Genomic DNA, 17,890 nt, shown 5'->3' with positions numbered 1-17,890 from the left:
ATGAACGCGATGAAGAAACTCCTGATCGTCTCGCTGGGCCTCGGCCTGGGCTGTGCCCAGTTCGCCGCCCAGGCCGAGGAAAAGCTCCTGCGCCTGTACAACTGGGCGGACTATTTCGCCCCGGACACACTGGCCAACTTCACCAGGGAAACCGGCATTCGGGTCATCTACGACGTGATGGACAGCAGCGAGACGCTGGAAGCCAAGATGATGTCCGGCAACAGCGGCTACGACCTGATCTTCCCCGGCGACACCGTGGCCGAGCGCCTGATGCGCGCCGGTGCGCTGCAGAAGCTTGACCAGGGCAAGCTGGAACACCTGGATGAGATCGAGCCGGGGCTGCGCAAGCTGCAGTCGCGCTATTCGATTTCTCGCGATGCGACGGTGCCGTACACCTGGGGCACCATCGGCCTGACCTACAACCAGGCGATGATCGACAAGCGCCTGCCCAGTGCTCCGGTCGACAGCCTGGACCTGCTCTTCAAGCCGGAACTGGCGTCGAAGTTCGCCGACTGCGGCATCTCCATGATCGACTCGCCCGACGAAGTCCTCGCCGTGGTGCTGCACTACCTGGGCCACGATCCGCGCAGCGCCAGGCCTGAAGACCTCGCCGAGGCGGTAGCTCTGCTCAAGGGCATCAAGCCCTACATCCGCAAGTTCCAGTCGCAGCCGGTCACCCAGTTGCTCAATGGCGATATCTGCCTGTCGCTGGGCTACAGCGGCGACATGACCCAGGCCCAGCGCGCCGCCAACGAAGCCGGCAAGCCGCTGCGCTTCCAGTACCGCATTCCCCGCGAAGGCACCACCGTGTGGATGGACACCATGGCCATCCCGGTGGACGCTCGTCACCCGGAGTACGCCTACGCGCTGATCAACTTCATCATGCGCCCGCAGAACATGGCGGCGATCAGCAATACCACCGGCTATCCCACCTCCAGCGCCAAGGCACGACCGATGGTCAACGACGACATGCGCAACAACCCGGACATCTACGTCGACGAGGCCACCTACGCGCGGCTGATCCCCGGCAAGGACATCCCCCAGCGCGAAATGCGCGCGCGGATGCGCGCCTGGACCACCTTCAAGACCGCCACGAACTGAGCGACCCATGCCAACCCGCAAGGTCCAACTTTTGTCGGGCAGTAGTCGTTGGGCTTCGCTGCGCTCAGCGCCAACCTACGGTCTGTTGTCGGCGCAGCGGCCGGTGCAGGTGATGCAGGACCTGAAGGGCAGGTATCCGTGCATTACTGGCCGGATGATCCATTGATCGCCGAACCGACGGCCCGGGCGAAGCCGAGGAAGTAATCCGCAACTCCAAACCTGTAGGAGCCAGCTTGCTGGCGATCAACCGTGCTCACCGGCAACGCCGTACCCGGAAGGAAACCTCGGATCGCCAGCAAGCTGGCTCCTACAGGTGCGGTAGAGCGCCGGACTCAATGCGGCAACAACAACCGCGCCGTCAGCGGCAGATGGTTGGAAATCCGCAGCGTATCCTCGCTGCGCACCGCCGCTTCGAGCCGGCTGATCGACGGGCTGTAGAACAGGTAGTCGAGGGTGCGGTCCGGCTTGTTCACCCGTGGGTCGTTGGGGAAGTGGGTGTACCAGTTCTGCTGGTCGGCGCCGCTGGCTTCCGGCAGGGAGGGGATCATCGGGTAGCGGGCGGCCAGCAGGTTCAGCTCGCTGTTGGCGCGGTACGGCCGGCGCAGCACTTCCGGCAGGTAGGGGTACTGGCCCAGCGGCAGCAGGCCGAAGTCGCCGCCGAGCAGCCAGGGCGTGTGGGCGGCCTGCAGCCTCTCCAGATGCTTTTCCAGCACGCTGATCTGCTGCTGCGGATGGTCGTTGGCCTTGCTGCGTGGGCGTTGCAGACGGGTGTTCAGCACGTTGAGGGTCTTGCCGCCGCGAATCGCCAGTTGGGTGTGCAGCAGCGCCGGCTGCCGGGCGAACAGCCGCGCCAGCGGGATGCCTTCGTGATGCAGCAGGGACAGGCGCTCTGCGCTGGCGATCTGGAAGCGGCTGAAGGTGACCAGCTTGCGGCCGACGCGGCCGAGCACGTGCGGATCGGGATTGAAGCTCGACTTCCAGTCGAACGCCTGGGCGCTGCACGGGTAGAGATCGGCCAGGCGTTCGGCGAGCAGCGCCTGCTGGTCCTGGTAGCCGGTGGCGATGGCGCCGTCGTCGACATCCTGCAGCAACAGCACGTCGGGCGCCTCGTCGCGGATCACCCGCACCACTTCGTCGAGGGTGTAGGCGATGTCCTCGGCGGTGGGTTTCTCGTCCGGCCCGGTGGCATCCGGCAGGTCGTTCCAGAACACGTAGCGCTTGCCGGCGAGGAACTGGATATTCCAGGTCATCACCTTCAATGCCTGCCCGGGCTGCAACTGCGGCGCCTGGGCGCGGCACATGGGTGTCACGTCTTCCCGTGCGGCGGGGTGCCAGGCGAGCAGGTAGGCGAGGGCGGCCAGGGAGGCGATGGCGAGGAGCAGGGCCAGCAGTACGACACGTAGCGATCGGGACAGGCTCATGGATTCCAGGGCTATGCTTTGTTGGACGAGAGCATAGAGGCTGCGACCGCGTATTTCACCCGGGATTCCCTGCGGCATGAATGCGCGAGCGCCAGCAGAGGGCAGCAGCATGACCGAACCCATGGTCGCCCAGCGCGGTCCCTACGAGGTGGCGGTAACTGCCGGCGAGGATTATTTCTGGTGCCGTTGCGGGCGCAGCGCGACCCAGCCGTTCTGCGACGGCTCACACAAGGGCACCGATATCCGCCCGCTGAAGTTCCACGCCGAGCGGGACGACGTGCTGTACTTCTGCGGCTGCAAGCACACCGCGACGCAGCCGTTCTGCGACGGAACCCACAACACCCTGTGAGGTGCTCCGGATGCAACGCAAGGTCTTCTCCAGCAAGGTCTTCCTGCACAAGGTCGTGCTGGTCACCGGCGGCTGTTCGGGGATCGGCCGGGCGCTGGTGCTGCGTTTCGCCCAGTCCGGAGCGAAGCTGGTGATCCTCGATCTCGACCAGTCCGCGCTGGACAGCCTGGTGCAGCACCTGCAGCAGCACCTCAACGTCGAGGCGCTCGGCCTGCGCTGCGACGTGGCCGACGCCGAGGCGGTGCAGCGCGCGGTGGTGCTGGCGGTCGAGCGTTTCGGCGGCATCGACGTGCTGGTCAACAACGCCGGCATCACTCACCGCAGCCTGTTCGCCGACACCGATCTGGCGGTGTTCCAGCGGGTGATGTCGGTGAATTTCTACGGCGCCCTGCATTGCACCCAGGCGGCGCTGCCCAGCCTGCTGGCGCGGCAGGGGCAGATCATCGTGCTCAGCTCGCTGACCGGCTTCGCGCCGCTGCTCTACCGCAGCGCCTACAACGCCAGCAAGCACGCGCTGCACGGGTTGTTCGACACGCTGCGGATGGAGATCGACGGCAGCGGCGTGGCGATCACTCTGGTTTGCCCGGGCTTCACCGCCACCGACCTGCGCAAGAACGCGCTGGTCGGCGACGGCTCGGTGATCCGCCAGCCGGCCTCGGTGCTCGGCAGCGAAGTGGCCTCGCCGCGCGACGTGGCCGAGGCGATCTACCAGGGCGCGCTGCGGCGCAAGCGCCTGCTGATCCTGTCCAACGTCAACTGGCGCGCACGCATCCTCGCGCGCTTCTTCCCGCGGCTGTTCGAGAAGCTGCTGGTGCCAAAGATGTCGGGGTTGAAGCCGGGCAAGTTGTGAGGTGCGGCGGTGGCGGGGGGATTGATGGGTATCGCTTTGCTCAACCCATCCTACGGTCGGGCGTGGCGATACCTGCCAATCAATGTTTGTGGGGCTCGATGTAGAGCTCGTCAGGCCGGGGGCAGTTCTTCGTCGGGGCAGAGGATGAAGATGCGGTAGGCCGCGACCGTCAGCAGCAGCTGGAAGAAGCCGCTGATCGAGTTGAGCAGCACCGCATACAGCGGCGACTCCTGGCTGACCTGGGTGACCCAGCCGTCCGCCAGCCACACCGGCATCAGGATCGCCAGGGCGGTGAGCAGCAGCAGGAAGAAGTGCCCGTTGGTGCGGCGGAAGCTTTCGCGCATGGCATCGATGGGGCGCAGGCCGTTGCCGATCAGGAGGAATTCGGCGAAGGCCAGTTTGATCATCACGTAGATGCCCGGGAGGATCAGCAGCGACAGGCCGATCACGATCAGCAGCGAGGTCAGTGCCGAGAGCAGGGCGAACGCCGGCCACAGGCGCAGCGCCGCGTTCCACAGCTCGCCCATGCCGCGCTGGCGGCCTTCGCCGCGGTCGCTCATGTAGAGGATCAGGCTGGCGGTGTAGATGGGGTAGAACACCAGCCCGGCGGCCAGCCCCCACGGGCCGATCTGCGGGCTGCCGGAGGCCTGGTTGATCTGCTGCTGGACCAGCGATTCGAAGACGATCCAGGGCAGGCACAACGGCAGCAGGGCACCGATATGGCGGCTGTAGAAATACCAGGCGTCGCGAAGAATGGAGATGGGATTCATCAGGGATGCTTGCAGACAGGGTCCTTCTGGACTCTAAACCATGCACGCAGGGCAGGCCAGAGCGACGCCGCGATGGCACGCCTGGCCCGAAGCCATGCGCGGCGGTCGGCGGGGACTGGCGGTGATCCGCAAGGTTGCGATAATGCCCATCCACAAATTCCCCCGCGGAGCTCCCGTTGAAGACCATCGCCCTGTTCGCCGATGTGCAGAACCTCTACTACACCGTGCGTCAGGCCTATGGCTGCCACTTCAACTACTCCGCGCTGTGGGCGGATGTCAGCCGCGGCGGGCGCATCGTCGAGGCCTACGCCTACGCCATCGACCGTGGCGACGCGAAACAGCAGCAGTTCCAGCAGATCCTGCGCAACCTCGGCTTCACCGTGAAGCTCAAGCCCTACATCCAGCGCAGCGACGGCTCGGCCAAGGGCGACTGGGACGTCGGCATCACCATCGACGTGCTGGACGCGGCGTCGCGGGTGGACGAGATCGTGCTGGCCTCCGGCGACGGCGATTTCGACCTGCTGCTGGAGCGGGTGCGCGCGCAGGGCGTCGAGGCGACCGCCTATGGCGTGCCGGGACTGACTGCCCACGCGCTGATCCGCGCGGCGAGCCGCTATGTGCCGATTGAGGGCGGGTTGTTGCTGAAGAGCTGACCCCAGCGCTCCGTCGGTTGGGCTGAACTCTGTAGGTTGGCGCTGAGCGCAGCGAAGCCCAACATTGCCGGCGACACAGCGTTGGGCTTCGCAGGCTCAGCACCAACCTACAGGTTCGCTACAATGCGGGCCATTCCACCGTATTGCGTTGCGAGCCTTCCATGACCTTCGCCTCCCTCGGCCTGATCGAACCCCTGCTGCGCGCCCTCGAAGGGCTCGACTACAAGACGCCCACACCGGTTCAGGCCAAGGCCATTCCCGCAGTGCTGAAAGGCCGCGACCTGCTCGCCGCCGCCCAGACCGGCACCGGCAAGACCGCCGGGTTCGCCCTGCCGCTGTTGCAGCGGCTGCTCCAGGAAGGTCCGCAGGTGGCGGCCAACTCGGCGCGCGCGCTGGTGCTGGTGCCGACCCGCGAGCTGGCCGAGCAGGTCCATACCAGCTTCCAGGCCTACGGCCAGCATGTACCGCTGCGCACCGCCGTGGCCTACGGCGGGGTCAGCATCAATCCGCAGATGATGAAGCTGCGCAAGGGCGTGGACGTGCTGGTGGCGACGCCGGGGCGGCTGCTCGACCTGTACCGGCAGAACGCGGTGAAGTTCACCCAGCTGCAGACGCTGGTGCTCGACGAGGCCGACCGCATGCTCGACCTCGGTTTCGCCCGTGAACTGGACGAGCTGTTCGCCGCGCTGCCGAAGCGTCGCCAGACCCTGCTGTTCTCCGCGACCTTCTCCGATGCGATCCGTCAGATGGCCAACGGGCTGCTGCGCGATCCGCTGACCGTCGAGGTCAGCCCGCGCAATACCGCTGCGAAGTCAGTCAAGCAATGGCTGGTCACGGTGGACAAGAAGCGCAAGGCAGAACTCTTCCTGCACCTGCAGCAGGAAAACCGCTGGCGCCAGGCGCTGGTGTTCGCCAAGACCCGCAAGGGCGTCGAGGAGCTGGTCGGCCTGCTGCAGAAGGAAGGGCTGGCGGCCGACTCGATCCATGGCGACAAGCCGCAGCCGTCGCGCCTGCGTGCGCTGCAGCGGTTCAAGGCGGGGGAGGTGGACTTCCTCGTCGCCACCGACGTCGCCGCGCGCGGGCTGGATATCGAGGAAATGCCGCTGGTGGTCAACTTCGACCTGCCGATAGTCGCCGAGGACTACGTGCACCGCATCGGCCGCACCGGCCGCGCCGGGGCGACGGGGCAGGCGGTGTCGCTGGTCTGCGCCGACGAGGTGCAATTGCTGGCGGCCATCGAGACGCTGATCGGCCAGACCCTGCAGCGCCGCGACGAACCCGGCTTCGTGCCGGACCACCGGGTACCGCAGACCGCGCCTGGCGGACAGGTGATCAAGAAGCCGAAGAAACCCAAGCAGCCGAAGGTGCCGGACGCCGGTAAGCCCGGCCGCGTCCACCTCGGCGCCCTGCTCGACGACAAGCCGCAGGTCAAGGCCATCCGCAAGGCACCCGGTTTCGCCAAGGCGGCGCCGGGGAAGGCGAAGAAGCCGAAGTAAATCGTTCCCACGCTCCCGCGTGGTAACGCATCCTGCGGCGCTCCTGCGCCCTGGGACGCGGAGCGTCCCCAACCTCGCGCTCCCACGCAGGAGCGTGGGAGCGATGCCACGGGCGTTATCCGGGTAGCGCGTAGGATGGGTTGAGCGAAGCGATACCCATGGGTTTCAGGCGCAGCGCCAATGATGGGTATCGCAAGCTCAACCCATCCTACGTTCCGCAGCAGCCGGGGCCGCATGCGCGGCCATGGTGGATCGATGGAGCGTGATCCACCCTACGCCCAGGTAACGTCAGGTGTTCTGCGCAATCCTCCACAACACCCCGCTCGGGTCATTCAGGGTGAAGTCGCGCATGCCCCACGGCTGGTCCTGCAGCTCGCCGCAGCGCACGCCATACCTGCCGGCCAGGTCGGCTTCCTGCACCTTCGCCCACCAGGCGTCCACGTCCTCCACCAGCAGGTGCATCATCAGGTTCTCGGCGAATTCCTTGACGTAGAAGTTCTGCAGCAGGAAGGCGCAGTGGTCGCCGTGGTGGAAGTAGGTCAGTTCGTCCGAGATCGAGCCGGTGGAAAAGCCGAGATCCCGGTAGAAATTCTGCGACAGCGCATAGTCGCGGGCGGGGAGGAAGGCTTTCAGTTCGACGCTGCCGAGCGTGCTCATGGGCGGGTTCCTTGGCGGAGAGGGTGGCGACCAGTCTAGCCGCCAGCACGCCTTCTGATGCAAGGATCGTGCGCCAATGCTGGCACTGCGCAGCTTCTTGACTATCTTTAAAGGTTGAGACCTCCGGCCATGTCCCGGAGTCCGCTGCCTGATCAGGAGACGCACGATGGATATGAACCGTCGGCAATTCTTCAAGGTCTGCGCCGTAGGCCTTGGAGGATCGAGCCTGGCGGCTCTGGGGGTAGCGCCCCCAGCAGCTTTCGCCGACCAGGTCCGCCACTTCAAGCTCGCGCGAACCGTCGAGACGCGCAACACCTGCCCCTACTGCTCGGTTGGCTGCGGCCTGCTGATGTACAGCCAGGGCGACGCGGCGAAGAACGTCGCGCAGAACATCATCCACATCGAAGGCGACGCCGACCACCCGGTCAACCGCGGCACGCTGTGTCCGAAGGGCGCCGGTCTGCTGGACTTCGTCCACAGCCCGAACCGCCTGAAGTACCCGGAAATCCGCGAACCCGGCTCGAAAGAATGGAAGCGCATCAGCTGGGATCAGGCGCTGGACGACATCGCCAAGCTGATGAAGGCCGACCGCGACGCCAACTTCATCGAGAAGAACGCTGCCGGGCAGACGGTTAACCGCTGGCTGACCACCGGCTTCCTCGCCGCCTCGGCGTCTTCCAACGAGGCTGGCTACATCACGCACAAGGTGGTCCGTTCCCTCGGCATTCTAGGATTCGACAACCAGGCGCGTGTCTGACACGGCCCGACGGTGGCAAGTCTTGCCCCGACGTTTGGCCGCGGAGCCATGACCAATCACTGGGCCGACATCAAGAATGCCGACCTGGTCCTCATCATGGGCGGTAACGCCGCCGAAGCGCACCCGTGCGGATTCAAGTGGGTCACCGAAGCCAAGGCGCACAACCAGGCACGGCTGATCGTGGTCGATCCGCGCTTCACCCGTTCCGCCTCGGTGGCGGACATGTATGCGCCGATCCGTGCCGGTACCGACATCGCCTTCCTCGGCGGGTTGATCAAGTACCTGATCGACAACGACAAGATCCAGCACGAGTACGTGCGCAACTACACCGACGCGACCTTCATCGTGAAGGAAGGCTTCGGCTTCGAGGATGGTCTCTTCAACGGCTACGACGCCGAGAAGCGCGCCTACCCGGACAAGTCCGCCTGGGGCTACGAACTGGGCGAGGACGGTTTCGCCAAGGTCGACCCGACCCTGCAGAACCCGCGTTGCGTGTTCAACCTGATGAAGCAGCACTACAGCCGCTACGACGCGGACATGGTGAGCAACATCTGCGGCACGCCGAAGGACGCCATGCTCAAGGTCTGGGAGACCATCGCCGAGACCTCGGCGCCGGGCAAGGTCATGACCATCATGTATGCCCTCGGCTGGACGCAGCACTCGGTCGGATCGCAGATGATCCGCACCGGCGCCATGGTGCAGCTGCTGCTCGGCAACATCGGCATGCCGGGCGGCGGCATGAACGCCCTGCGCGGTCACTCCAACATCCAGGGGCTGACCGACCTCGGCCTGCTCTCCAACCTGCTGCCGGGCTACCTGACCCTCGCCGGCGACGCCGAGCAGGACTACGCCGCCTACATCGCCAAGCGCACCACCAAGCCGCTGCGGCCGGGGCAGCTGTCCTACTGGCAGAACTACGAGAAATTCCACGTCAGCCTGATGAAGTCGTGGTACGGCAAGAACGCCACCGCCGGCAACAACTGGGGCTACGACTGGCTGCCGAAGCTGGATATCCCCGGCTACGACGTGCTCAAGGTCTTCGACATGATGTACCAGGGCAAGGTCAACGGTTACTTCTGCCAGGGCTTCAACCCGATCGCCTCGTTCCCCAACAAGGCCAAGGTCAGCGCGGCCCTGTCCAAGCTGAAGTACCTGGTGATCATGGACCCGCTGGCCACCGAGACCTCGGAGTTCTGGCGCAACGCCGGCGAATACAACGACGTGGATACCGCCGGCATCCAGACCACCGTGTACCGCCTGCCGACCACCTGCTTCGCCGAGGAGGACGGCTCGCTGGTGAACAGCGGACGCTGGCTGCAGTGGCACTGGAAGGGCGCCGAACCGCCCGGCCAGGGACGCACCGACATCAGCATCATGGCCGGCCTGTTCACCCGCCTGCGCGAGATGTACGCGAAGGACGGCGGCGCCTATCCGGACCCGATCTTCAACATCGACTGGCCGTACCTGCGCTCGGATGAGCCGAGTGCGGAAGAAATCGCCCGCGAGTTCAGCGGCAAGGCGCTGGCCGACCTCACCGACCCGGCCACCGGCGCGCTGCTGGCCAAGGCCGGAGAGCAGTTGCCGGGCTTCGCCATGCTGCGCGCCGACGGTTCCACCGCCAGCGGCTGCTGGATCTTCTGCGGCTCGTGGACGCAACTGGGCAACCAGATGGCGCGGCGCGACAACGCCGACCCCTACGGCATGGGCCAGACCCTCGGCTGGGCCTGGGCGTGGCCGGCCAACCGGCGCATCCTCTACAACCGCGCCTCGGCCGATCCCAGCGGCAAGCCGTGGGACCCGGAGAAAAAACGTCTGGTGTGGTGGAACGGCAAGGCCTGGGCGGGCACCGACGTGCCGGACTTCAAGGTCGACTCGCCGCCGGATGCGGGGATGACGCCGTTCATCATGAACCCGGAAGGGGTGGCGCGCTTCTTCGCCGTCGACAAGATGGCCGACGGGCCGTTCCCCGAACACTACGAGCCGTTCGAGACGCCGATCGGGCGCAACCCGTTGCACCCGGACAACCCGAAAGCCACCAGCAACCCGGCGGCGCGGGTGTTCAAGGGCGACATGGAGCTGTTCGGCAAGGCCGACGAGTTCCCCTATGCCGCGACCACCTACCGGCTGACCGAGCACTTCCACTTCTGGACCAAGCACTGCCGCCTCAATGCGATCACCCAGCCCGAGCAGTTCGTCGAGATCGGTGAGGCGCTGGCCAGGGAGATCGGCATCGCCGCCGGCGATCGCGTCAAGGTGTCGTCCAACCGTGGCTACATCAAGGCGGTGGCGGTGGTCACCAAGCGCCTGATGCCGCTGCAGGTGGACGGCAAGACCGTGCACCAGGTCGGCATCCCGCTGCACTGGGGCTTCTCCGGCGTGGCGCGCAACGGCTACCTGACCAACACCCTGACTCCCTTCGTCGGCGACGGCAACACGCAGACGCCGGAGTTCAAGGCGTTCCTGGTCAACGTGGAAAAGGCATGAGGAGCTGAGCCATGGCATCACAAGACATCATCGCCCGCTCCGCCACCACCACGCCGGTATCCTCGGTGCGCCAGGTCGACGAAGTGGCGAAACTCATCGACGTATCCAAGTGCATCGGCTGCAAGGCCTGCCAGGTCGCGTGCTCGGAGTGGAACGACCTGCGCGACGAGGTGGGGCCGAACCTCGGCACCTACAACAACCCGGCGGACCTCACCGCCGAAAGCTGGACGCTGATGCGCTTCACCGAGCACGAGGAGGCCGGCAAGCTGGAATGGCTGATCCGCAAGGACGGCTGCATGCACTGCGCCGAGCCGGGCTGCCTGGCGGCCTGCCCGAGCCCGGGGGCGATCGTGAAGTACGCCAATGGCATCGTCGACTTCAACCAGGACCACTGCATCGGCTGCGGCTACTGCATCACCGGCTGCCCGTTCGACATCCCGCGCATCTCGCAGAAGGACCACAAGGCGTACAAGTGCACCCTGTGTTCCGACCGCGTTTCCGTGGGGCTGGAACCGGCCTGCGTGAAGACCTGCCCGACCGGCGCCATCGTCTTCGGCACCAAGGAGGACATGAAGGTCCACGCGGAGGAACGCATCGTCGACCTCAAGTCGCGCGGCTTCGAGAACGCCGGGCTGTACGACCCGCAGGGTGTCGGCGGCACCCACGTGATGTACGTGCTGCACCACGCCGACAAGCCGTCGCTGTACGCCGGCCTGCCGGATGAGCCGCAGATCAGCCCGATGGTCAGCCTGTGGAAGGGCGTGGCCAAGCCGGTCGGCCTGCTGGCGATGGGTGCGGTGGCGCTGATGGGCTTCTTCCACTACATCCGCACCGGACGCAACGTGGTGGAGGAAGACGAGGCGCCGGTTGGCGAGTCGCCGGTGCACAAGGTCGATCCGTCGGTGCATTCCTACGATCCGAAGGGGCCGCAGTGACCAGACCAGGGAGAGGGTGAAAATCCCTGCTCCGGGGAGTTGGACATGAAAAAAGAAATCCAGCGCTACAACGCAGGCGAACGCAGCAATCACTGGGCGGTGGCGATCCTGTTCTTCCTGGCAGGCCTGTCCGGGCTGGCATTGTTCCACCCGGCACTGTTCTGGCTCAGCCACCTGTTCGGCGGCGGGCCGTGGACGCGCATCCTGCACCCGTTCCTCGGCCTGGCGATGTTCCTGTTCTTCATCGTCCTGGCGCTGCGCTTCGCCGCGCACAACGGCATCAGCCGGCAGGACCGCCAGTGGCTGAAGCAATGGCGCGACGTGGTCAACAACCGCGAGGACAACCTGCCGGAAGTCGGCCGCTACAACGCCGGGCAGAAGCTGCTGTTCTGGGTGCTGCTGATCAGCATGCTGGTGCTGCTGGTGACCGGCTTCATCATCTGGCGCGAATACTTCAGCGCCTGGTTCGGCATCGAACTGATCCGCCTGGCCGTGCTGCTGCATGCGTTCGCCGCGTTCGTGCTGATCTGCTCGATCATCGTGCACATCTACTCGGCCATCTGGGTCAAGGGCTCGATGGACGCCATGCTCACCGGCTGGGTCAGCCGCGCCTGGGCGCGCAAGCACCACTCCGGCTGGCTGAAGGAGGTCGGCAAGGGCCGCGATTCGTAGCCTCGACCAAAGCTCGCTCCTATGCCATACCGTAGGAGCGGGCCATGCCCGCGAAGCTCTTGCGGTGCGGGTATTCGCGAACCCGTAGGATGGGTTGAGCGCAGCGATACCCATCAACGTAGGGCGGGTGCAACCCGCCACGGAAAGCAACGCCTCTCGACGATCAACACCACCCAAGGAGTCCTGCGTGCCAGGCACCATTCTCGAACCCGGCCAGATCGAGGCCGCAGCGAACATCCCGCCATTCCTCAACCTGCCGCCGGCCAACCTGTTCGCCCGCCGCGCCGCCCGCCTGCGCCAGCTCGCCGATGGTCATCCACTGGGCGACTACCTGAAGCTGATCGCCAGCCTCTGCGATGCCCAGCAAAAGGTGCTCGAACAGACCGCAGCCCTGCCGCTGCCGGACACCACCGCGCTGGAGCGCAGCATGGAGCACGGCATGCCGCCGCTGGCCTACGAGACCCTGGTGCGCGACGGCGCCTGGCTGCCTCTCTTGGACGCGCTGCTCGAACTCGCCGACGCCGCCGGCAACCCCGCGGTGGAGCAGGCCCTGCAACGCCTGCGCGAGGCGGAGGACGGCCAGCGCAAGGCCTGGGCGCTGGCACTGCTCAACGGCCAGTACGACCTGCTGCCGGCGGCGCTGGTGCCGTTCCTCGGTGCGGCGCTGCAGGCCGCCTTCAGCCACTGGGTGCTGGAGCTGCCGGACGGCGCGGTAACCGAAACCGGCGCCACGACACTCTGCCCGGTCTGCGGTGCGCCGCCGGTGGCCGGGATGATCCGTCATCGCGGCAAGCAAACCGGCCTGCGCTACCTGTCCTGCTCGCTGTGCTCCTGCGAATGGCATTACGTGCGGGTGAAATGCAGCCACTGCGAAGAGAGCAAGGGCCTCGCCTACTACTCGCTGCAACGTGAAGGTATCGCCAGCGACCAGGCGCCTCTGCGCGCGGAAACCTGCCCGGGCTGCCAGGGCTATCTCAAGCAGTTCTACCTGGAATACGACGCCAATGCCGAAGCCCAGGCCGACGACCTCGCCAGCCTCGCCCTCGACCTGCGCATGACCGAAGACGGCTACCTGCGCCGCGCCCCGAACCTGCTGATGGCTCCCGGCGATGCCGAGTGATGGCACGTCCCTGTAGGAAGCCAGCTTGCTGGCGATCCAGCCAATCGTAGGGCGGGTGCAACCCGCCACAATGGTACGCTGTTGCCGCATGGGTATCGCTTCGCTCAACCCATCCTACGGAACTCCATGCCAACCCCCTCTCCCTCCGGGAGAGGGCAGGGGCGAGGGCGCCGGCAACTCCATAACCCAAATCGTAGGGTGGACAACGCTCCGCTTGTCCACCACATGGCTACCAACCCGCTCGATACTCATGCGTGATTGCCGCAATCCCCAGCAGAGCCACACGCACTAGACTGAACCCACGCCCTCCACCCAAGGACCGTCCATGACTTCGGTTCGCCTGCCCTCCATCGACCGCCTGCTGCGCAGCCCCGCCTGCCAGCCCCTGCAACAGCGCTACGGCCGCGACGCGCTGCTGAAAACCCTGCGCGACCTGCTCGACGAACTGCGCGAACCGGCCCGCCACGGCCAGCTCGCCGTCGTCGAACTGAGCGAAGCGGTGCTCGCCGGACGCGCCGGCGAACGCCTCGCCGCCTGGCATTCGAGCAAGGTGCGGAGGGTGTTCAACCTCACCGGCACGGTGCTTCACACCAACCTTGGCCGTGCCTTGCTGCCGGAGGAAGCGATCGAAGCGATCACCCTGGCCGCACGCTACCCGCTCAACCTGGAGTTCGACCTTGCCAGCGGCAAGCGCGGCGACCGCGACGACTTGATCACCGGCCTGATCCGCGAGCTGACTGGCGCCGAGGCCGTCACCGTGGTCAACAACAACGCCGCCGCCGTGCTGCTGGCGCTCAACAGCCTCGGCGCGCGCAAGGAAGGCATCATCTCCCGCGGCGAATTGATCGAGATCGGCGGCGCTTTCCGCATCCCCGACATCATGGCCCGCGCCGGCGTGAAGCTGGTCGAGGTCGGCACCACCAACCGCACCCACGCCCGCGACTACGAGGCCGCCATCGGCCCCCGCAGCGGCCTGCTGATGCGCGTGCACACCAGCAACTACAGCGTGCAGGGCTTCACCGCCAGCGTGCCGACCGCTGAACTCGCCGCCATCGCCCACGCCCACGGCCTGCCGCTGCTGGAAGACCTCGGCAGCGGCACCCTGGTCGACCTCACCCGCTGGGGCCTGCCCAAGGAGCCGACCGTGCAGGAAGCGCTGAAGGACGGCGCCGACATCGTCACCTTCAGCGGCGACAAGCTGCTCGGCGGCCCGCAGGCCGGGCTGATCCTCGGCAGCAGGGAACTGATCGGCAGGATCAAGAAGAACCCGCTCAAGCGCGCCCTTCGGGTGGACAAACTGACCCTCGCCGCGCTGGAGGCGGTGCTCACCCTCTACCGCGACCCGGACCGCCTGGCCGAACGCCTGACCACCCTGCACCTGCTCAGCCGCCCGCAGGCGGACATCCGCGCCCAGGCCGAACGCCTGGCGCCGTCGTTCGCCAGTGCCGTCGGCGAAGGCTGGAGCGTGCGCGTGGAAGACGCCCTCGGCATGATCGGCAGCGGCGCCCAGCCCATCGCCCGTCTGCCCAGCGCCGCCCTGTGCCTGCGCCCGCAGCTGTCCAAGCGCCTGCGCGGACGGGCGCTGCTGGCGCTGGAAGAACGCCTGCGCTGCCTGCCGATCCCGATCCTCGGCCGCATCGACGACGATGCCCTCTGGCTCGACCTGCGCCAACTCGACGACGAACCGGCGTTCCTCGCGCAACTGCCGCTGCTGGCGGAGGGCGAGGCTTGATCGTCGGAACCGCCGGCCATATCGACCACGGCAAAACCGCCCTGCTGCGCGCCCTCACCGGCGTCGAGGGCGACCGCCGCCCGGCGGAACGCGAGCGCGGCATCACCATCGACCTCGGCTACGTCTACGCCGACCTCGGCGACGGCGCGCTGACCGGCTTCATCGACGTACCGGGGCACGAGCGCTTCGTCCACAACATGCTGGCCGGCGCCTGCGGCATCGACCTGGTCCTGCTGGTGGTGGCCGCCGACGACGGCGTGATGCCGCAGACCCGCGAACACCTCGCCATCGTCGAACTGCTCGGCATTCCGCGCGCGCTGGTGGCCCTGACCAAGACCGACCGGGCAACCGCCGGGCAGATCGCCAATGCGCGGTCGGAAGTCGAAGCGCTGCTGGCGCCGGGCCCGCTGGCCGGCGCGCCGATCTTCCCGCTGTCCAGCGTGACCGGCGAAGGGGTGGACGAGCTGCGCCGCGCCCTGGCCGAAGCGGCCCGCGAGACACGGGACAGGGCCGGCGAGGGCGGCTTCCGCCTGCCGGTGGACCGCGCCTTCAGCGTCAGCGGCGCCGGCGTGGTGGTGACTGGCACGGCGTTCTCCGGCCGCGTACAGGTCGGCGACGAACTCCTGCTCGGCAACGCCGGGCGCCGCGTGCGGGTGCGCGGCCTGCACGCACAGAACCGCGCCGCCGACAGCGCCCACGCCGGCCAGCGGGTAGCGCTGAACATCGTCGGCGAACGCCTCGGCGTGGACGACATCCATCGCGGCGACTGGCTGCTGGCGCCACCGCTGCACGCGCCGACCACCCGCATCGACATCGAACTGCACCTGCTCCCCGGCGAACCCCGCGCGCTGGCGCACTGGACGCCGCTGCATGTACATATCGCCGCACAGGACATCACCGGTCGCGTTGCCCTGCTCGAAGGTGAGCGCCTGCTTCCCGGCGAACGCACCTTCGCCCAACTGGTGCTGAACGCCCCGGCACACGCCGTACACGGCGACCGCCTGGTCCTGCGCGACCAGTCCGCCCAACGCACCATCGGCGGCGGCTGCGTCCTCGACCCCTTCGCCCCGGCGCGCAACCGCCGCAGCCCAGAACGCCTCGCGCAACTCGCCGCATTGCGCAGCGACAGCCTGGAAGCGGCGCTGCCGACGCTGCTCGAATACGCCGACAACGGCATCGACCCAGCCCTGCTGGCCCGCCAGTTCAACCGCCCGCAGGAGAACTGGACGCTGCCCGCCGACGTACAGGAAATCGCCACCCGCCAGGGCCCGCGCCTCTTCGCCCGGGCCCGCTGGCAGGCGCTGGAAAACCAGCTGCTCGAAGCCCTGCAACGCTTCCACACCGAACAACCCGACGAACTCGGCCCCGACCGCGACCGCCTGCGCCGCTACGCCCTGCCTCAACTGGAACGTCCGGTCTTCATCGCACTGCTGGAACAGCAACTTGGTAGCGGACGCATCCACAGCAGCGGCCCCTGGCTGCACCTGCCAGACCACCGCGTCCAACTCGGCACCGACGACGAACGCCTCAAGGAACGCCTCTGGCCCCTGCTGGAACAGGGCGGCTTCGACCCACCCTGGGTCCGCGACCTCGCCCGCGAAGCAAACGCCGACGAAGCCACGGTGCGCCTGCTGCTACGCAAACTGGCCCGCCTAGGCCTGCTGCATCAGGTGGTGAAGGACCTGTTCTACTCCGACTTGACCCTCCGCCACCTCGCCACCCACGCCCTGCAACTGCGCGACGAGGACGGGATCATCCGGGCAGCAGCCTTCCGCGACCGCCTCGGCATCGGCCGCAAGCGCTGCATCCAGCTACTCGAATACTTCGACCGCATCGGCCTCACCCGCCGCATCGGCAACGAACGCAGAATCAGGGAAGACTCGGCGCTGGCGCAGTCGCCGGTTCATCCACACCCGGAGGGCAGATGATGGAAGCCAGCGTGAGAAAGCTCTTCGAAAGATACAAGCGCCTGTTCAACCAGTCCCTTGGCGGCGACACGGACATGGACGAGGTCGCATCCCTGTATGCGCCCGAATTCATAGGCGCCGCGCCTGCCGGTGTCAGGACCGGAAAGAACGACGACCAGTTCAGGCAGCTCCTGGCGCAGGGGTATGCGCACTACCGGGCAATGGGCACCAGGGAAATGCGCATACGCAACGTCCACCTCTCTCCGATCGACGACCGCCATTGCATGGCCCACGTCGCCTGGACAGCAACCTATGCCCGCAAGGACCAGCCGGACGTGGCAATCGATTTCGATGTTCACTACCTCGTCCAGAAACTGGACGGAGAGGAGCCGAAGGTCTTCGGTTGGGTGACAGGCGATGAGCAGACGCTGCTACGGGAGCATGGGATTATCTGAAGCCACTGCGGCCTTTGGTCTGGAATGGGACTCTGGAAGGGCAGAGCCGACTTGGACGGAAGGGCGTATTTACGAGAGGTTTATTTATCAGGCCCCGCTATGAGCAAGAAAGCTGTCTTCACCATGAAGCTCGAACCGGAGCTGCGGGCCGATTTCATGGCTGCGGTAGAAGCAGTTCATCGCCCGGCATCCCATGTGATGCGCGAGCTGATGCGTGAATTTATTCGGCAGCAACGTCAGTCTCAGGACTACGACGAATACCTGCGCCAGAAGGTCGACGCGGGCCGTGAGTCGATGGAAGCGGGGCGTGGTCGTTCGAATGATGACGTTGAAGTCGCCTTTGCCGCCCGTCGTGCTCAGGCACTTGGTCGTAAATGAAAGTCTGAAGTGGCATTCGGAAGATGCTAGCTATGGAAAGGATGTGAACGGGGCCAGAGCTAGGGGCCAGAAAATAAATCTGTCTCCATTTTTCCCAGTCTGCTTTCATGTCTTCACTCCCTTGAATCTTCCGGCGGTTATCCCTTTCTATTG

16 protein-coding genes and 1 pseudogene are annotated in these 17,890 nt (G+C 66.3%); 14 read left to right on the top strand and 3 right to left on the bottom strand.

Annotation, left to right across the window (positions count from 1 at the left end):
- Positions 1-1,101 (top strand): extracellular solute-binding protein, encoded by a 1,101-nt coding sequence (locus JFY56_RS08145; protein ID WP_208313028.1) that lies wholly within the window; start codon positions 1-3, stop codon positions 1,099-1,101.
- Positions 1,097-1,305, top strand: a pseudogene (locus JFY56_RS24715) (hypothetical protein); the annotation flags it as partial. The gene JFY56_RS08145 and the pseudogene JFY56_RS24715, both read left to right, overlap by 5 nt.
- Positions 1,306-1,433: 128 nt before the next feature.
- On the opposite strand, the gene JFY56_RS08140 reads toward JFY56_RS24715, so the two are convergent.
- On the bottom strand, positions 1,434-2,576 hold the full coding sequence (locus JFY56_RS08140; protein ID WP_328824844.1) for an endonuclease/exonuclease/phosphatase family protein: 1,143 nt from the start codon (positions 2,574-2,576) through the stop codon (positions 1,434-1,436).
- A 55-nt stretch (positions 2,577-2,631) separates the two neighbouring features.
- Here JFY56_RS08140 and JFY56_RS08135 point away from each other — a divergent pair, with 55 nt between their 5' ends.
- Positions 2,632-2,871 carry a CDGSH iron-sulfur domain-containing protein gene (locus tag JFY56_RS08135; RefSeq protein WP_208313026.1) on the top strand — a complete coding sequence of 80 codons (240 nt, stop codon included), beginning with the start codon at positions 2,632-2,634 and terminating at the stop codon, positions 2,869-2,871.
- 10 nt (positions 2,872-2,881) lie between these two features.
- On the top strand, positions 2,882-3,721 hold the full coding sequence (locus JFY56_RS08130) for an SDR family oxidoreductase (RefSeq protein WP_208313025.1): 840 nt from the start codon (positions 2,882-2,884) through the stop codon (positions 3,719-3,721).
- A gap of 110 nt (positions 3,722-3,831) precedes the next feature.
- On the opposite strand, the gene JFY56_RS08125 is transcribed toward JFY56_RS08130, so the two are convergent.
- The gene (locus JFY56_RS08125) at positions 3,832-4,491 is read right to left on the bottom strand and encodes a hypothetical protein (protein WP_208313024.1); all 660 of its coding nucleotides are present in this window, start codon (positions 4,489-4,491) and stop codon (positions 3,832-3,834) included.
- A 176-nt stretch (positions 4,492-4,667) separates the two neighbouring features.
- Here JFY56_RS08125 and JFY56_RS08120 point away from each other — a divergent pair, with 176 nt between their 5' ends.
- Both JFY56_RS08120 and JFY56_RS08115 read left to right on the top strand, forming a co-directional pair.
- Positions 4,668-5,144, top strand: a complete 477-nt coding sequence (locus tag JFY56_RS08120; RefSeq protein WP_208313023.1) for a LabA-like NYN domain-containing protein — start codon at positions 4,668-4,670, stop codon at positions 5,142-5,144.
- A gap of 161 nt (positions 5,145-5,305) precedes the next feature.
- Positions 5,306-6,640, top strand: a complete 1,335-nt coding sequence (locus JFY56_RS08115; protein ID WP_208313022.1) for a DEAD/DEAH box helicase — start codon at positions 5,306-5,308, stop codon at positions 6,638-6,640.
- Positions 6,641-6,928: 288 nt separating this feature from the next.
- Here the strand turns inward: JFY56_RS08115 and JFY56_RS08110 are convergent, their stop codons facing one another.
- On the bottom strand, positions 6,929-7,297 hold the full coding sequence (locus JFY56_RS08110; RefSeq protein ID WP_208313021.1) for a VOC family protein: 369 nt from the start codon (positions 7,295-7,297) through the stop codon (positions 6,929-6,931).
- Between the two features lie 166 nt (positions 7,298-7,463).
- Between JFY56_RS08110 and fdnG the strand changes: the two genes are divergently transcribed.
- From fdnG to JFY56_RS08070, 8 genes are all read left to right on the top strand, one after another.
- Positions 7,464-10,538, top strand: coding sequence for a formate dehydrogenase-N subunit alpha (gene fdnG, locus JFY56_RS08105; protein WP_208313020.1), 3,075 nt, complete (start codon positions 7,464-7,466; stop codon positions 10,536-10,538).
- A gap of 11 nt (positions 10,539-10,549) precedes the next feature.
- Complete coding sequence (fdxH, locus tag JFY56_RS08100; protein WP_208313019.1) at positions 10,550-11,473, top strand: formate dehydrogenase subunit beta; 924 nt, start codon at positions 10,550-10,552, stop codon at positions 11,471-11,473.
- Positions 11,474-11,518: 45 nt separating this feature from the next.
- A complete protein-coding gene (locus tag JFY56_RS08095; protein ID WP_208313018.1) occupies positions 11,519-12,145 on the top strand; it encodes a formate dehydrogenase subunit gamma in 627 nt (208 codons plus the stop codon).
- A 187-nt stretch (positions 12,146-12,332) separates the two neighbouring features.
- Positions 12,333-13,265 carry a formate dehydrogenase accessory protein FdhE gene (fdhE, locus tag JFY56_RS08090; RefSeq protein ID WP_208313017.1) on the top strand — a complete coding sequence of 311 codons (933 nt, stop codon included), beginning with the start codon at positions 12,333-12,335 and terminating at the stop codon, positions 13,263-13,265.
- A 325-nt stretch (positions 13,266-13,590) separates the two neighbouring features.
- Entirely contained in the window at positions 13,591-14,997 is a 1,407-nt protein-coding gene (gene selA, locus JFY56_RS08085; RefSeq protein WP_208313016.1) for an L-seryl-tRNA(Sec) selenium transferase, read from the top strand.
- Positions 14,994-16,925, top strand: a complete 1,932-nt coding sequence (gene selB, locus JFY56_RS08080) for a selenocysteine-specific translation elongation factor (RefSeq protein WP_208313015.1) — start codon at positions 14,994-14,996, stop codon at positions 16,923-16,925. The genes selA and selB overlap by 4 nt, the downstream gene beginning before the upstream one ends.
- Positions 16,922-17,359: a nuclear transport factor 2-like protein gene (locus tag JFY56_RS08075; RefSeq protein WP_208313014.1), complete on the top strand. Its 438-nt coding sequence runs from the start codon at positions 16,922-16,924 to the stop codon at positions 17,357-17,359. The genes selB and JFY56_RS08075 overlap by 4 nt, the downstream gene beginning before the upstream one ends.
- Before the next feature lie 99 nt (positions 17,360-17,458).
- On the top strand, positions 17,459-17,737 hold the full coding sequence (locus JFY56_RS08070; RefSeq protein ID WP_208313013.1) for an antitoxin of toxin-antitoxin stability system: 279 nt from the start codon (positions 17,459-17,461) through the stop codon (positions 17,735-17,737).
- The last annotated feature ends 153 nt before the right edge of the window (positions 17,738-17,890 follow it).

It is taken from the genome of Pseudomonas schmalbachii (assembly GCF_017589465.1).
GTDB lineage: Bacteria > Pseudomonadota > Gammaproteobacteria > Pseudomonadales > Pseudomonadaceae > Pseudomonas > Pseudomonas schmalbachii.
This window is presented reverse-complemented; position numbering and strand designations above follow the sequence as displayed.

What these genes read in the sequence shown, in the direction of transcription:
- JFY56_RS08095 (WP_208313018.1), top strand. Translation starts at nt 11,519, where the DNA reads ATGAAAAAAGAAATCCAGCGCTACAACGCAGGCGAACGCAGCAATCAC.
- JFY56_RS08115 (WP_208313022.1), top strand. Translation starts at nt 5,306, where the DNA reads ATGACCTTCGCCTCCCTCGGCCTGATCGAACCCCTGCTGCGCGCCCTC.
- JFY56_RS08075 (WP_208313014.1), top strand. Translation starts at nt 16,922, where the DNA reads ATGATGGAAGCCAGCGTGAGAAAGCTCTTCGAAAGATACAAGCGCCTG.
- JFY56_RS08070 (WP_208313013.1), top strand. Translation starts at nt 17,459, where the DNA reads ATGAGCAAGAAAGCTGTCTTCACCATGAAGCTCGAACCGGAGCTGCGG.
- fdxH (WP_208313019.1), top strand. Translation starts at nt 10,550, where the DNA reads ATGGCATCACAAGACATCATCGCCCGCTCCGCCACCACCACGCCGGTA.
- JFY56_RS08145 (WP_208313028.1), top strand. Translation starts at nt 1, where the DNA reads ATGAACGCGATGAAGAAACTCCTGATCGTCTCGCTGGGCCTCGGCCTG.
- JFY56_RS08110 (WP_208313021.1), bottom strand. Translation starts at nt 7,297, where the DNA reads ATGAGCACGCTCGGCAGCGTCGAACTGAAAGCCTTCCTCCCCGCCCGC.
- selA (WP_208313016.1), top strand. Translation starts at nt 13,591, where the DNA reads ATGACTTCGGTTCGCCTGCCCTCCATCGACCGCCTGCTGCGCAGCCCC.
- JFY56_RS08130 (WP_208313025.1), top strand. Translation starts at nt 2,882, where the DNA reads ATGCAACGCAAGGTCTTCTCCAGCAAGGTCTTCCTGCACAAGGTCGTG.
- JFY56_RS08125 (WP_208313024.1), bottom strand. Translation starts at nt 4,491, where the DNA reads ATGAATCCCATCTCCATTCTTCGCGACGCCTGGTATTTCTACAGCCGC.
- JFY56_RS08135 (WP_208313026.1), top strand. Translation starts at nt 2,632, where the DNA reads ATGACCGAACCCATGGTCGCCCAGCGCGGTCCCTACGAGGTGGCGGTA.